This window comes from Citrobacter sp. C13 (assembly GCF_014596815.2).
GTDB lineage: Bacteria > Pseudomonadota > Gammaproteobacteria > Enterobacterales > Enterobacteriaceae > Citrobacter > Citrobacter portucalensis.
On the sequence record NZ_CP115024.1, the window covers coordinates 4382660 to 4397473 of the forward strand.

At 51.3% G+C, this 14814-nt stretch carries 12 protein-coding genes and 2 pseudogenes; 7 read left to right on the forward strand and 7 right to left on the reverse strand.

Features of this window, described 5'->3' with window-relative positions:
• Nucleotides 1–262: 262 nt before the first annotated feature.
• Entirely contained in the window at nt 263–1186 is a 924-nt protein-coding gene (locus IB222_RS21010) for an IS5 family transposase (protein WP_032624899.1), read from the reverse strand.
• Between the two features lie 149 nt (nt 1187–1335).
• Here IB222_RS21010 and IB222_RS21015 point away from each other — a divergent pair, with 149 nt between their 5' ends.
• From IB222_RS21015 to etk, 7 genes are all read left to right on the forward strand, one after another.
• Nucleotides 1336–1641 carry a threonine-rich inner membrane protein GfcA gene (locus tag IB222_RS21015; protein WP_001299283.1) on the forward strand — a complete coding sequence of 102 codons (306 nt, stop codon included), beginning with the start codon at nt 1336–1338 and terminating at the stop codon, nt 1639–1641.
• A gap of 106 nt (nt 1642–1747) precedes the next feature.
• Nucleotides 1748–2392, forward strand: a complete 645-nt coding sequence (gene gfcB, locus IB222_RS21020) for a lipoprotein GfcB (protein WP_188238270.1) — start codon at nt 1748–1750, stop codon at nt 2390–2392.
• Nucleotides 2389–3135, forward strand: a complete 747-nt coding sequence (locus IB222_RS21025; protein WP_001038066.1) for a capsule biosynthesis GfcC family protein — start codon at nt 2389–2391, stop codon at nt 3133–3135. The genes gfcB and IB222_RS21025 overlap by 4 nt, the downstream gene beginning before the upstream one ends.
• Complete coding sequence (locus IB222_RS21030; RefSeq protein ID WP_188238269.1) at nt 3135–5246, forward strand: YjbH domain-containing protein; 2112 nt, start codon at nt 3135–3137, stop codon at nt 5244–5246. Before IB222_RS21025 ends, IB222_RS21030 begins: the two co-directional genes overlap by 1 nt.
• A gap of 45 nt (nt 5247–5291) precedes the next feature.
• Nucleotides 5292–6431 (forward strand): polysaccharide export protein, encoded by a 1140-nt coding sequence (locus IB222_RS21035; protein WP_001325515.1) that lies wholly within the window; start codon nt 5292–5294, stop codon nt 6429–6431.
• Complete coding sequence (gene etp / locus IB222_RS21040; protein WP_000057871.1) at nt 6419–6865, forward strand: protein-tyrosine-phosphatase Etp; 447 nt, start codon at nt 6419–6421, stop codon at nt 6863–6865. The genes IB222_RS21035 and etp overlap by 13 nt, the downstream gene beginning before the upstream one ends.
• A 19-nt stretch (nt 6866–6884) precedes the next feature.
• The gene (gene etk / locus IB222_RS21045; RefSeq protein WP_188238268.1) at nt 6885–9065 is read left to right on the forward strand and encodes a tyrosine-protein kinase; all 2181 of its coding nucleotides are present in this window, start codon (nt 6885–6887) and stop codon (nt 9063–9065) included.
• Between the two features lie 119 nt (nt 9066–9184).
• Here etk and appA read toward each other — a convergent pair whose 3' ends face one another.
• The 6 genes and pseudogenes from appA to IB222_RS21075 all read right to left on the reverse strand — a co-directional run bounded on the left by appA (nt 9185) and on the right by IB222_RS21075 (nt 14772).
• Entirely contained in the window at nt 9185–10483 is a 1299-nt protein-coding gene (appA, locus tag IB222_RS21050) for a bifunctional acid phosphatase/4-phytase (protein WP_016239723.1), read from the reverse strand.
• A 79-nt stretch (nt 10484–10562) separates the two neighbouring features.
• Nucleotides 10563–10655: a cytochrome bd-II oxidase subunit CbdX gene (gene cbdX / locus IB222_RS21055; RefSeq protein WP_000270305.1), complete on the reverse strand. Its 93-nt coding sequence runs from the start codon at nt 10653–10655 to the stop codon at nt 10563–10565.
• Nucleotides 10656–10667: 12 nt separating this feature from the next.
• Nucleotides 10668–11804 carry a cytochrome d ubiquinol oxidase subunit II gene (appB, locus tag IB222_RS21060; RefSeq protein ID WP_000460803.1) on the reverse strand — a complete coding sequence of 379 codons (1137 nt, stop codon included), beginning with the start codon at nt 11802–11804 and terminating at the stop codon, nt 10668–10670.
• Between the two features lie 11 nt (nt 11805–11815).
• A pseudogene (locus IB222_RS21065) lies at nt 11816–12775 on the reverse strand (cytochrome ubiquinol oxidase subunit I); the annotation flags it as partial.
• Between the two features lie 537 nt (nt 12776–13312).
• Nucleotides 13313–13606: pseudogene (locus tag IB222_RS21070) on the reverse strand (inovirus-type Gp2 protein); the annotation flags it as partial.
• Between the two features lie 18 nt (nt 13607–13624).
• Nucleotides 13625–14772, reverse strand: a protein-coding gene (locus IB222_RS21075) for an IS3 family transposase (protein ID WP_113772681.1) whose coding sequence is annotated in 2 segments (ribosomal slippage) — nt 13625–14535 and nt 14535–14772 — 1149 coding nt in all. Because the reading frame shifts where the segments join, the coding sequence is not laid out codon by codon here.
• Nucleotides 14773–14814 lie beyond the last annotated feature (42 nt).

The following is a 14814-nucleotide window of genomic DNA, read 5'->3' on the forward strand; positions in this document are numbered from 1 at the left end:
AATCAGCCCGGACTGCTTTAACTAATTATTTTTCTTTGAAATGATGACGAAGATTGATGTTTCTGACAAGTTACTCCGGCTTCCATTAAAGTCCCTTCGTCACGTTCTTCAGGCTATTTATGACTGTGATTAGCACCAGGAATATATGGTTTCCATGAGAGCAAGTAATAACCCCCGGTGTTTTCGGCTGCTCTGGTATCCCCGTCGGCTTTGTTGAATAAATCAGATTTCGGGTAAGTCTCCCCCGTAGCGGGTTGTGTTTTCAGGCAATACGCACGCTTTCAGGCATACCTGCTTTCGTCATTTTGTTCAGCGCTCGTACCAGGGCCATAGCCTCCGCAACCTGACCATCGTAGTCACGCAGCGTCAGTGACCCCCCGAACAGCTGTTTTACCCGGTACATCGCCGTTTCCGCTATCGAGCGACGGTTGTAATCTGTTGTCCATTTCCACCGCGCATTACTCCCGGTCATTCGCTGATTAGCCACTGCACGGTTACGGTCTGCATATTCACCGGGCCAGTAACCCGCACCTTTTCGGGGAGGGATAAGCGCGCTGATTTTCTTACGCCGCAGTTCATCGTGACAGAGCCGGGTGTCGTAAGCGCCGTCTGCCGATGCTGCCCTGATTTTTCTGTGAGTCTGCCGGATAAGACCCGGGAAGGCTTCTGAGTCCGTCACATTGTTCAGCGACAGGTCTGCACAGATGATTTCATGTGTTTTGCTGTCAACTGCCAGATGCAACTTTCGCCATATACGACGGCGTTCTTTGCCGTGTTTTTTGACTTTCCATTCGCCTTCACCAAAGACCTTCAGCCCGGTGGAATCAATCACCAGATGCGCGATTTCACCCCGGGTGAACGTTTTGAAACTGACATTAACCGACTTTGCGCGCTTGCTGACACTGGTGTAATCCGGGCAGCGCAACGGAACATTCATCAGTGTAAAAATGGAATCAATAAAACCCTGTGCAGCCCGCAGGGTCAACCTGAACACGCGTTTAATGACCAGAACGGTGGTGATGGCGAGATCAGAATAGCGCTGAGGTCTTCCCCGTGATGAAGGCGTTGCCGACTCATACCAGGCCTGAATAGCTTCATCATCCAGCCAGAAAGTTATAGAGCCACGGTTGATGAGGGCTTTATTGTAGGTGGGCCAGTTGGTGATTTTGAACTTTTGCTTTGCCACGGAACGGTCTGCGTTGTCGGGAAGATGCGTGATCTGATCCTTCAACTCAGCAAAAGTTCGATTTATTCAACAAAGTCATGTTATACTCAAAGTAGACAATCCTGATCTCAAGCGTACGTATTGTCCATGCGATGAATAAAGGAAAAGTTATGAAACACAAGCTTTCTGCAATCCTTATGGCCTTCATGTTGACGACGCCAGCTGCGTTTGCTGCCCCTGAAGCAGCAAACGGGACCGAGGCAACGACGGGTACTACTGGCACCACAACGACCACTACCGGTGCAACCACGACGGCTGCTACCACTGGTGGCGTGGCTGCTGGAGCTGTCGGCACGGCGACAGTTGTCGGTGTGGCAACGGCTGTTGGTGTGGCGACGTTGGCAGTAGTTGCAGCAAATGACAGTGGCGATGGCGGTTCTCATAACACCTCAACCACCACGTCCACTACGCGCTAATTCTGCTTAAACGCGTCGAAATTAAAGTTAAATAACACCCGGTTGCGATATTCGTACCGGGCTTTAGAGATTTGCATTTTTTTAATTAACCTTTCAAGGATTAAAGGTGCGCCCTCTTATTTTATCGATTATCGCACTATTTCTTGCGGGATGTACGCACAGCCAGCAAAGTATGGTCGATACATTTCGCGCCAGCCTTTTCGATAATCAGGATATCACCGTAGCGGATCAGCAGATCCAGGCGTTGCCTTATTCCACGATGTATTTACGCCTTAATGAAGGGCAACGAATCTTTGTGGTACTGGGATATATAGAACAAGAACAAAGCAAATGGTTATCCCAGGATAACGCCATGCTGGTTACTCATAATGGACGTCTTTTAAAGACCGTCAAACTTAATAATAATCTGCTGGAAGTGACAAATTCCGGGCAGGACCCTCTGCGTAACGCGCTGGCAATAAAAGACGGCAGCCGCTGGACGCGCGATATTCTCTGGAGTGAAGACAACCATTTTCGCTCTGCGACCCTGAGTTCCACTTTTTCCTTTGCTGGATTAGAGACGCTGCATATTGCGGGTCGCGATGTGCTGTGTAATGTCTGGCAGGAAGAGGTGACTTCCACGCTGCCAGAAAAACAGTGGCAAAACACATTCTGGGTCGATTCGGCTACTGGCCAGGTTTGTCAAAGTCGGCAAATGTTAGGCGCAGGGGTTATTCCCGTAGAAATGACGTTTCTTAAACCCGCACCATGAATAAATTACAGTCGTATTTCATTGCCAGCGTACTTTACGTAATGACACCCCATGCCTTTGCGCAAGGAACGGTGACTATTTATCTGCCTGGCGAACAACAGACACTTTCCGTTGGCCCCGTGGAAAATGTTGCCCAGTTGGTGACACAACCGCAACTGCGCGATCGCCTCTGGTGGCCTGGTGCCTTGCTGACCGACTCTGCGGCGAAAGCTAAAGCGCTTAAAGACTACCAACATGTCATGGCACAGCTTGCTTCCTGGGAAGCAGAAGCTGACGACGATGTGGCGGCAACGATTAAATCCGTGCGCCAGCAGTTACTCAATCTCAATATCACTGGTCGCTTACCGGTCAAACTGGACCCTGATTTTGTACGAGTGGATGAGAACAGCAATCCCCCGCTGGTCGGGGACTATACGCTCTATACCGTACAGCGTCCGGTGACTATTACTCTGCTGGGTGCGGTTTCTGGGGCTGGGCAATTGCCCTGGCAGGCAGGCCGTAGCGTTACCGATTATCTGCAAGATCACCCCCGTCTTGCAGGCGCGGACAAGAATAACGTTATCGTGATTACGCCTGAGGGTGAGACTGTCGTCGCCCCTGTTGCCCTGTGGAATAAAAGACATGTGGAACCACCGCCTGGCAGCCAGCTTTGGTTAGGCTTTTCTGCGCATGTACTGCCCGAAAAATATGCTGATTTAAATGACCAGATTGTGTCTGTTTTAACGCAACGTGTTCCTGACTGATGAAGAAGAATTCTTATCTTTTAAGCTGCCTGGCCATTGCCGTCTCCAGTGCCTGTCATGCTGAAGTATTAACCTACCCGGATCCGCTGGGTTCGTCGCAATCGGACTTTGGCGGCACAGGATTGTTGCAGATGCCAAATGCGCGCATCGCACCGGAGGGTGAATTCAGCGTCAACTACCGGGATAACGATCAATACCGTTTCTACTCCACCTCCGTGGCGCTGTTCCCATGGCTGGAAGGCACCATTCGTTATACGGATGTGCGCACACGTAAATATAGCCAGTGGGAAGATTTCAGCGGCGATCAGTCATACAAAGACAAATCATTCGATTTTAAACTTCGCCTGTGGGAAGAAGGTTACTGGCTACCGCAAGTGGCGTTTGGTAAACGTGATATTGCTGGTACGGGTCTGTTTGACGATGAGTATCTGGTGGCCAGCAAGCAAGCGGGGCCATTTGATTTCACCCTCGGGATGGCATGGGGCTACGCCGGTAATGCGGGCAATATTACCAACCCGTTTTGCCGGGTGAGCGATAAATATTGTCATCGCGCAGAGTCTCACGATGCGGGCGATATCAGCTTTAGCGATATCTTTCGTGGCCCGGCCTCCATCTTTGGCGGCATTGAGTATCAAACGCCGTGGAATCCCCTGCGTCTGAAACTCGAATACGACGGCAACAATTACCAGAATGATTTCGCTGGCAAACTGCCTCAGGCAAGCCATTTCAACGTCGGTGCAGTTTATCGCGCTGCCAACTGGGCAGACCTCAACCTGAGTTATGAACGCGGTAACACGTTGATGTTTGGTTTCACTTTACGGACCAATTTCAACGATCTGCGCCCTGCCGATCTGCGCCCTGCCCTGCGCGATACGCCAAAACCGGCATATCAACCTGCGCCTGAATCTGAAGGATTGCAGTACACCACGGTAGCAAACCAACTTACCGCCCTGAAGTATAACGCGGGCTTTGACGCGCCAGAAATTCAGCTACGCGATAAGACGCTGTATATGTCTGGTCAGCAATACAAATACCGTGATTCTCGTGAAGCGGTCGATCGTGCCAGCCGGATTCTGGTGAATAACCTGCCGCAAGGCGTTGAGAAGATTAGCGTGACGCAAAAGCGCGAGCATATGGCGATGGTGACTACCGAAACCGACGTAGCCAGCCTGCGCAAACAGCTGGCAGGTACAGCGTCTGGTCAATCAGAGCCACTGCAACAACAACGTGTTGAAGCTGAAGATCTTTCTGCCTTTGGTCGGGGCTACCGTATTCGTGAAGATCGCTTTAGCTACTCTTTCAACCCAACACTTTCACAGTCGCTGGGCGGCCCGGAAGATTTCTATATGTTCCAGCTGGGGCTGATGTCCAGCGCCCGCTACTGGTTTACTGACCACCTGCTGCTTGATGGCGGTATTTTCACCAATATTTACAATAACTACGACAAGTTTAAGTCTTCGCTATTACCCGCGGACTCTACCCTGCCCCGCGTGCGCACGCATATCCGTGATTACGTTCGCAATGACGTTTATCTCAACAACTTGCAGGCGAACTACTTTGCCGACTTAGGCAATGGTTTCTATGGCCAGGTGTATGGCGGTTATCTGGAAACGATGTACGCCGGTGTCGGTTCCGAGCTGCTTTATCGCCCGCTAGATGCCAGCTGGGCGCTGGGTGTGGACGTTAACTACGTGAAGCAACGTGACTGGGACAACATGATGCGCTTCACCGATTATTCCACACCCACAGGTTTCGTGACGGCTTACTGGAACCCGCCGACGCTCAATGGCGTACTGATGAAACTTAGCGTTGGGCAATATCTGGCAAAAGATAAAGGCGCAACGATCGACGTCGCCAAACGCTTTGACAGCGGCGTGGCGGTAGGGGTATGGGCGGCAATCAGTAACGTATCTAAAGATGACTATGGCGAAGGCGGCTTTAGTAAAGGTTTTTATATCTCGATTCCGTTCGACTTGATGACCATTGGACCTAACCGCAACCGCGCGGTGGTTTCGTGGACACCATTGACGCGTGATGGTGGACAAATGCTGTCACGCAAATACCAGCTCTATCCAATGACGGCAGAGCGAGAAGTACCGGTTGGACAATAACCTGACGTAATTCATAACATTACATTGACTGATAAATATAAACCAATGAAAAAGAACATTTTTAAGTTTTCGGTACTGACATTGGCTGTTCTGTCTTTGACAGCATGTACCCTTGTTCCTGGTCAGAATTTATCGACCAGTAACAAGGATGTCATTGAACTACCTGACAATCAGTATGACCTGGACAAAATGGTCAATATCTATCCCGTCACGCCAGGATTGATTGATCAGTTGCGCGCCAAACCGATTATGTCGCAGGCTAACCCGGAGCTGGAGCAGCAAATCGCGAACTATGAATATCGTATCGGCATTGGTGATGTGTTGATGGTTACGGTCTGGGATCACCCGGAACTAACCACCCCCGCAGGGCAATACCGTAGCGCCAGTGATACCGGCAACTGGGTTAACGCCGATGGTGCGATTTTCTACCCCTATATTGGTCGCCTGAAAGTGGCCGGGAAAACACTTACCCAGGTACGCAACGAGATTACAGCGCATCTCGATTCAGTCATTGAAAGCCCGCAAGTCGATGTCAGCGTCGCGGCGTTCCGCTCGCAAAAAGCGTACGTCACCGGCGAAGTCAGCAAATCGGGTCAGCAGCCGATTACCAATATTCCTCTGACCATCATGGATGCGATTAACGCCGCGGGCGGTCTGACCGCAGATGCAGACTGGCGCAATGTGGTGCTCACCCAGAATGGCGTAAAGACCAAAGTGAACCTCTATGCGCTGATGCAGCGTGGCGACTTGCGCCAGAACAAACTGCTGCACCCGGGCGATATTTTATTTATTCCGCGCAACGATGATCTGAAAGTCTTCGTGATGGGTGAAGTGGGTAAACAGAGCACGCTGAAAATGGACCGCAGCGGTATGACCCTGGCGGAAGCGCTGGGTAACGCTGAGGGTATGAATCAGGATGTCGCTGATGCGACGGGGATTTTTGTTATTCGTGCAACGCAAAACAAGCAGAATGGCAAAATCGCCAATATTTATCAGCTGAATGCGAAGGACGCATCGGCAATGATACTCGGAACGGAATTCCAGCTTGAACCTTACGACATTGTTTATGTCACTACCGCGCCGCTGGCTCGTTGGAACCGTGTGATTTCCCTGCTGGTACCGACGATTTCCGGGGTGCATGACCTGACAGAGACTTCACGGTGGATTCAAACATGGCCCAACTAAAATTTAACTCAATCCTGGTGGTTTGTACCGGCAACATTTGCCGTTCGCCCATTGGCGAGCGCTTGCTGCGTAAACGTCTGCCAGGCGTAAAAGTCAAATCGGCAGGTGTTCATGGTCTGGTAAAACACCCTGCAGATGCGACAGCAGCAGATGTTGCCGCTAATCATGGCGTATCTCTTGAAGGACATGCCGGACGTAAGCTCACTGCTGAGATGGCACGAAATTACGATCTGATTCTGGCAATGGAGTCGGAACATATTGCTCAGGTTACCGCAATCGCTCCCGAGGTCCGCGGGAAGACAATGCTGTTTGGGCAATGGCTGGAACAGAAAGAGATCCCGGATCCCTATCGTAAAAGTCAGGACGCATTTGAACATGTCTACGGTATGTTGGAGCGCGCCAGTCAGGAATGGGCGAAGCGCCTCAGCCGGTAATTTGAGTTTATAAAATACGATGACAACTAAAAATATGAATACGCCACCAGGCAGCACTCAGGAAAATGAGATCGATCTGCTTCGTCTGGTCGGCGAGTTATGGGATCACCGTAAGTTTATTATCAGCGTGACCGCGTTATTCACACTGATCGCTGTCGCTTACTCGCTGTTAAGCACGCCAATTTATCAGGCAGATACTCTGGTCCAGGTTGAGCAGAAACAGGGCAACGCCATTCTCAGCGGCCTGAGCGATATGATCCCTAACTCATCGCCCGAGTCTGCACCGGAGATCCAACTGCTGCAATCGCGCATGATTCTCGGTAAAACCATTGCTGAACTGAATCTGCGCGACATGGTTGAGCAGAAGTATTTTCCGATTGTGGGTCGCGGCTGGGCGAGATTAACCAAAGAAAAACCAGGTGAGCTGGCGATCAGCTGGATGCATATTCCACAACTGAATGGTCAGGATCAGCAACTGACACTCACGGTTGGGGAAAATGGCCACTATACGCTGGAAGGTGAAGAGTTCACCGTCAATGGTATGGTCGGCCAGCGTCTGGAAAAAGATGGCGTTGCGCTGACTATCGCGGACATTAAGGCCAAACCAGGAACACAGTTTGTCCTGAGCCAGCGTACCGAACTGGAAGCGATTAACGCGTTGCAGGAAACCTTTACCGTTAGCGAACGCAGTAAAGAAAGCGGGATGCTGGAACTTACCATGACTGGTGATGATCCCCAGTTGATTACTCGTATTCTGAACAGCATCGCTAACAACTATTTGCAACAGAATATCGCTCGCCAGGCGGCGCAGGATTCACAAAGCCTTGAATTCTTACAGCGCCAGTTGCCAGAAGTGCGCAGCGAGCTGGACCAGGCGGAAGAAAAACTCAACGTTTATCGCCAGCAGCGCGATTCGGTTGACCTTAACCTGGAAGCCAAAGCCGTTCTTGAGCAGATTGTGAACGTTGATAATCAACTCAATGAGCTGACCTTCCGCGAGGCAGAGATCTCCCAGCTGTATAAGAAAGATCACCCAACTTATCGTGCGCTGCTGGAAAAACGCCAGACGCTAGAGCAAGAACGCAAACGCCTGAATAAGCGGGTATCGGCTATGCCTTCCACCCAACAGGAAGTGTTGCGTTTAAGTCGTGACGTAGAAGCGGGCCGTGCGGTATATCTGCAATTACTTAACCGCCAGCAGGAGTTGAGTATTTCGAAATCCAGTGCCATTGGTAACGTGCGGATTATCGACCCGGCAGTCACTCAGCCGCAGCCAGTGAAACCGAAAAAAGCGTTGAATGTGGTGCTTGGTTTTATTCTTGGCCTGTTTATTTCGGTGGGTGCCGTGCTGGCGCGTGCGATGTTGCGTCGTGGTGTAGAAGCCCCGGAACAACTGGAAGAGCACGGCATCAGCGTTTATGCCACCATCCCGATGTCCGAGTGGCTGGATAAACGTACCCGTCTGCGTAAGAAAAATTTATTTTCTAATCAGCAGCGCCATCGTACTAAAAATATCCCCTTCCTGGCGGTGGATAACCCGGCGGATTCTGCTGTGGAAGCCGTACGTGCGCTACGAACCAGTCTGCATTTCGCTATGATGGAGACTGAGAATAACATTCTGATGATCACCGGTGCGACGCCAGACAGTGGTAAAACATTTGTCAGTTCAACTCTGGCAGCGGTGATCGCCCAGTCCGATCAAAAAGTGTTATTTATTGATGCCGACTTACGCCATGGTTATTCGCATAACCTGTTTACCGTGAGTAATGCACATGGCTTGTCGGAATATCTGGCAGGTAAAGATGAGCTCAACAAAGTGATCCAGCATTTTGGCAAAGGAGACTTTGATGTGATTACTCGCGGTCAGATGCCACCTAACCCGTCTGAACTGCTGATGCGCGATCGGATGCGTCAATTACTGGAATGGGCGAACGACCATTACGATCTGGTGATTGTCGATACGCCGCCGATGCTGGCGGTGAGCGATGCTGCGGTCGTGGGGCGCTCTGTCGGCACCAGCCTGCTGGTTGCGCGTTTTGGCCTGAACACCGCCAAAGAGGTGAGCTTGTCAATGCAGCGTCTGGAACAGGCAGGCGTCAATATTAAAGGCGCTATCCTCAATGGTGTGATTAAACGCGCCAGCACCGCTTACAGTTACGGCTATAACTATTACGGTTATAGTTACTCCGAGAAAGAGTAAAACTGAAGGTAAAGTGACCGGATGCGGCGTGAACGCCTTTTCCGGTCTACGCATTAGACAGTTCTTCGTTTGTCATCAGCCTCAGAGCATTCAGGTAGCTGAATGCTCTTTTTTATGCATTACAAACTGCACGCCGGTATGCGTGCTTCATTCACGATTTGCGTAAAACCGGCCAACGAACACATGCCCTGCGCATTTCGCTCTTCACATCCTGCCAGGGTCAGTTTCACCTCTCCGGGCGGCGTATTTAATGACAGCGGCGTTTTATCACGCATCTGCTGTAAAGTCTGGAAGACCAGCGAAACCTGAATCCACTGGCTGTTATCGCTTAGCCGACGCCAGCGTTCAAACACCAGTTCACCACCTGGCGGCGTGTTATCCGGCTGACCTGGAAGCGTCCAGTTGAGCTCCAGTGCGCCGCCGAGATTTGCCAGATTAGTATCGTGTCCGGCGATAAACAGCACTGAAGTGGGTAATATCACACCATACGCCTGTTTTTGCGGTGGATGGGGCGTCAACGCTGTCATGATCAAATCCAACAACGGGGTGGCGCGGCTGCGGGCAACCTCCGGCGTGCGTTGTAGTAAATAAAATTGCGCGTTATGCAAACTTAGCAACGTGTTCCACTGGTGTGAATCAGTGATCCTTCCCCACCCCGGCTCCGGCATTCCCTGTGCCTGTTGCAGGAGAAATATCTCCGTCAGCATTGATGCGAGGCTTACCGCACCGGTTAATGAGACATTGTCGGCGCTCACCTTGAGTTCCGATGGTAATGCCTGCGTTAATGAACAGCTTTCGTCCTGTTTCTCACGGTTAAGGCACAAGTTTGATTGCGGAAAATTAAGCACCCGTTCCAGTTCGCGAAACGCCGTTTGCCGATGCCCGGTAAAGTCAGCAATTGACCCTCCTGCCCTGCTGAGGATCGCGTCAGTCACGTTCGCGTTATCCAGTTGGCAAACGCCAGTTTTTAGAGGATTAAATAACGGATCGGGACTGGACGTATCTGCCTGGGTATGTACGGTTATTGCACAGTCAGGTGCCAGCCCGGCGGCGAAGGCTTCGCCTGTTTTACGGGTACGCTCGTCGACATCAGCAATAATCGCGACCTGACCAGGCTGCGGGCAGCCCTTTTTCGTCAGCAATCCGTCGGCTACCAGACGCTGGCGTTGGTAATGTCCGAGATAAGCGATTAGCTCACCACCGCGCGGTGTCAGCCAACCCAGTTTTACCGGCCAGGTTGGCCATGCGTCTGGGGTGACATCCTGCATCAGTTGCGTGGCCTTGGTTGGGGCACGCACACCATGACGACTGACAATCACCACACTTTCCAGCTTCAGCTCCGGCTCACTCTGAGCGAATGCAGATTGCGGGGTTAACGGAATCAGAAGAGATAAAAATGGGATCAAGATCGCTTTCATCGATATGTTTCCGCTTTTCATATCCGACATTATTGATTGCCTGATACGACGCTAATGCGCCGCATCAGACTTACGTTCGTTAACTTTTCAATCGCGGGTCCAGCCATACCAACACAAGGGTGGAGAGCGAACACATCAACAAAATGCCGACGAACCAAAGTAAATACCACATTGTTCCTGCTCCTTAGTACAGCTCGTTTTCGTTACGGCGGAGAGTTTCTGTCGTCATGCGCCCCCACATTTTGTAGTAGCTCCAGAGAGTGTAGAGCAACACAATGGGCAAAAATATCAGCACGATTACCAACATAATACTCAGCGTCAGCTGACTGGAAGTGCTGTCCCACAACGTCAGGCTGGAGATTGGACTCACGCTTGACGGCATGACAAAGGGGAACAGCGTGATGCCTGCCGTGAAAATCACGCCAAATTGCATCAATGATGCCATCAAAAATCCCCAACCCGGGCGACCACGATAAATCGCCATCACCGTCAGCAATGGGCAGAAGAACCCCAGTAGCGGGAAGATCCACAAAACGGGCGACTCGACAAAATTATTCATCCAGGCACCAGGTAGCACTGCCACCAGTTTCATTAACGGATTGGAAGGACCGTTAGCATCCTGGGCGAGCAGTACAAAGCCATCAATACCGACCCACAGCCAGTAACCCGCCAGCAAAAAGCACAGCATCACCAACAGTGCAGCGCGTTTAGTCGCCAGCTGTGAACGCAGATGAATCACACCAACAGTTTTCAGTTGTAACCAGACGCCACCTTGCAAAATCACCATCCCAAGGCTGAGCAATCCGCACAATAAAGGGAATGGCGTCAGCAGTTGCCAGAAGCTGCCGAGATACTCCACGCGTAATTGCGGTGTGAAGGCAAACGGCACGCCGAGCAACAAGTTGCCGAAGGCGATACCGAAGACTACCGGCGGCACCAAACTGCCGATGACCAGACCGGCATCCCACATTTTACGCCAGCGTGCATCGGCGATTTTTCCGCGATAATCAAAGGCCAGCGGGCGGAAGAACAGCGAGCACAGCACCAGGATCATCGCCACATAAAAGCCGGAAAACGCCGCTGCATACACTCTGGGCCAGGCGGCAAATAATGCCCCACCTGCGAGGATCAACCAGACCTGATTGCCTTCCCAGTGCGCACCAACGCTATTAATCACTATCCGGCGTTCATCATCATTACGCGCCACCAGCGGCAGCAAACAGCCGATCCCCATGTCAAATCCGTCGGAGATCATAAAGACCACCAGGATCACGCCAATCAGCAGCCACCAGATGAAGCGCAATGTTTCATAATCAAACATGATTTTCTCCTTTACCCCTGTTGCTGCGTCGGTTGTTCACTCTGCATCGCGCTCGGCCCCAGACGGGCATATTTCTGCATCAGGTAGACTTCGGCGATTAAGAACAGGGTGTAAAGCCCTACGATCATGATCAGTGAGAAAGCCAGTTGTCCTGTGGTTAAGGCGGAGTGCGCGGAGTATGTCGGTAAGATGTCCTGTATCGCCCACGGCTGACGACCAAACTCGGTCATAAACCACCCGGCTTCAATCGCAATCCACGGCAACGGCAAACTCCAGAGCGCCATTTTCAGCACCCAGCGATGCTGGTCGATTTTGCCACGCAGCGTCTGGACAAGCGCAATCAGCATCACCAGTAGCAGCAGGGAACCACAGCCCACCATGATGCGGAAACTCCAGAATACCGGCGCAACCTGAGGTATTGCACCACGCATCGCCGCCTGGTACTGTGCGGCTGTGACATGATTCATATCCGGCGCATAGCGGGAGAGCAACATGCCGTAGCCCAGGTCACCTTCCAGTTCCCGGAATGCCTGCAACACATGCGGCTCACGATTGCCTTGCGATATTTCCTGCATTAACAGCCAGACCATACGTCCGCGTTGCAAGCGTGGGTAGGTTTCAGCCATCAAATTCTTCAGACCCGGCACGGGTTTATCTAATGAGTGAGTGGCGAGGATCCCTAGCAGCGCGGGAATTTTGATGGCAAAGGCGTTACGCTCTTGATCCTGTTCCGGCCAGGCAACCACATGGAACGGTGCAGGTGCAGGTTCCGTTTGCCACTCCCCTTCCATCGCCGCCAGTTTTACCGGTTGTACTTGCGCGACTTCATACGCAGAACTGTCTCCGAGTTGCAGCGTGCCAATAATCGCCAGAGTACCGAAGACGGAACCGATGGCAAACGAGCGTAATGCGACATCGCGCTCCCGTCCGCGCAGTAAATACCAGGCGCTGATCGCCATAATAAACATGGCCGAGATTTTGTTGTTCTTTTAGAGCCTGAGGTTTAGCGTAAGCGGGAGCCAGCCTGTAAATACCATCACCATCGGGGACGATTCTGTCGCCCAGACGATTAAGATCACGATACAAAGTACGCTCACTGATGTTGAATTCGTCCATCATCTTCTTACGTGATACAAAACCGTACTGGTAAAGTTCTGCAATAATAGCGGTTATTCTTTGTACCATTACCTCATGCCCGCTCATGCGCGTTCTCCTTGTAATTTTTCCTTGAGATTACCAGTCGCTACTGACATGCCCTGTCAGTAGCGACTGGAGGATCATGTTTTCATATCGGCAAATTTCTCACATAACTTAAGGAGATTAAGTCGAAAAGTCAGTTAATGGATTTTGCGGTCAATAACATAATCAGTCTCCTGCAGGCAGTCGCGAGTAGCCACTCAGAGGTGAAAGAACAACTGACGTGTCAAGGCTTCAAAAGCGGAGTATGCTGAGATTCAGTCGATTAGAGCCAGGCTGAAAAAATCTTTATAGACTTAGTTTGTTTTGCCTCAGGACTGACTGCAGCCAAACGAGCGTTCATCTCGGCTGTATGACTTGGTGCGCTCCTTCGCAAAGTAGCTCAGACGGAAAGTGAGCTTATCGTAAACCGCACGATAGTCTGTGGCGTTGGCATCCAGATAATACAGGGGATTATCTGGGATGTGGACCAACGTTCGGTATTCGGGGTAAGGGCCTAGTTGCAAAGCGCTCAGCCAGGCTTCACGTATCAGGCTGGCTAATCCCGTTCCCCCTTCTCCATAGCTCCCAAGTCCATTGAATGTGTCTTTGTTCACGAAAAGTACTGAATCGCCACAGATAATCTAGACACTTCCGAGCCGTTGATAATACTGGTTTTCATATTCTGTCGGTGACATCTGATCGCTAGAACCATGCCGACGCTTACTGTTATAAAACATTTCGATGTAATCAAAAATATCACTGCGGGCTTCTTCCCGCGTTCCGTAGATCTTTTTCTTTATCCGTTCGCGTTTCAACAACTGGAAAAAGCTTTCTGCAACCGCATTATCATGGCAGTTACCGCGACGGCTCATGCTGCCCTCCAGGCCGTGTGATTTCAGGAAAGACTGCCACTCATGGCTTGTGTACTGACTGCCCTGATCCGAATGAACCAGCACCTGTTTTTGGGGATTACGCCGCCATACAGCCATCAGCAGTGCGTTCAGGACAATGTCCTTTGTCATCCGGGATTGCATGGACCAGCCGATAATTTTGCGTGAGAACAGATCAACAACCACAGCAAGATACAGCCAGCCTTCGTGGGTCCTGATGTAGGTTATGTCTGTTACCCAACGCTCATCAGGAGCATCCGGATTGAACTGTCGCTGGAGCCTGTTGGGCGACACGATACTGGCCTCGCCTTTACGTGCCCGCGGGCTCCGGTATCCGACCTGAGCCTTTATCCCGACACGTTTCATCAGTCGCCAGACTCTGTTCACTCCGCACTGTTGCCCGCTGTCCCGCAGATCCAGATGGATTTTGCGATAACCATAGACGCATCCCGATTCCAGCCAGAACTGTTTAATCTGTCCTGTCAGTCTCAGGTCTGCCTGATGGCGTTGAGAATGCGGCTGCTGAAGCCAGGCGTAAAAACCACTGGGATGAACATCCAGCACCCGACAGAGCAGGCGAACAGGCCAGCAACAGGTGTTGTCACGGATAAAGGCGTACCTCAGTCGGACAGCTTTGCGAAGTACGCCGCGGCTTTTTTTAATATGTCCCGTTCGTCGGTAACCCGCTTCAGCTCTTTCTGGAGACGACGGATCTCGGCCTGAGCATCTGACTGTTCTTTATTAGTGGAAGAATCCGGACCGTACTTCTTTATCCAGGCGTAAAGGCTGTGGGTGGTGATATCGAGACGTGTTGCCACGCTGGCAACAGAATAACCGCGATCAACAACCTGTTTGACTGCTTCAGTTTTAAACTCTTCGGGATAACGCTTACCGCTCATGGGCACCTCTCTTTAAGCCATCTTAAATGACTCTGAGGTGTC

What these genes read in the sequence shown, in the direction of transcription:
- IB222_RS21035 (WP_001325515.1), top strand. Translation starts at nt 5,292, where the DNA reads ATGAAAAAGAACATTTTTAAGTTTTCGGTACTGACATTGGCTGTTCTG.
- cbdX (WP_000270305.1), bottom strand. Translation starts at nt 10,655, where the DNA reads ATGTGGTATTTACTTTGGTTCGTCGGCATTTTGTTGATGTGTTCGCTC.
- appB (WP_000460803.1), bottom strand. Translation starts at nt 11,804, where the DNA reads ATGTTTGATTATGAAACATTGCGCTTCATCTGGTGGCTGCTGATTGGC.
- IB222_RS21015 (WP_001299283.1), top strand. Translation starts at nt 1,336, where the DNA reads ATGAAACACAAGCTTTCTGCAATCCTTATGGCCTTCATGTTGACGACG.
- etp (WP_000057871.1), top strand. Translation starts at nt 6,419, where the DNA reads ATGGCCCAACTAAAATTTAACTCAATCCTGGTGGTTTGTACCGGCAAC.
- IB222_RS21025 (WP_001038066.1), top strand. Translation starts at nt 2,389, where the DNA reads ATGAATAAATTACAGTCGTATTTCATTGCCAGCGTACTTTACGTAATG.
- appA (WP_016239723.1), bottom strand. Translation starts at nt 10,483, where the DNA reads ATGAAAGCGATCTTGATCCCATTTTTATCTCTTCTGATTCCGTTAACC.
- etk (WP_188238268.1), top strand. Translation starts at nt 6,885, where the DNA reads ATGACAACTAAAAATATGAATACGCCACCAGGCAGCACTCAGGAAAAT.
- IB222_RS21030 (WP_188238269.1), top strand. Translation starts at nt 3,135, where the DNA reads ATGAAGAAGAATTCTTATCTTTTAAGCTGCCTGGCCATTGCCGTCTCC.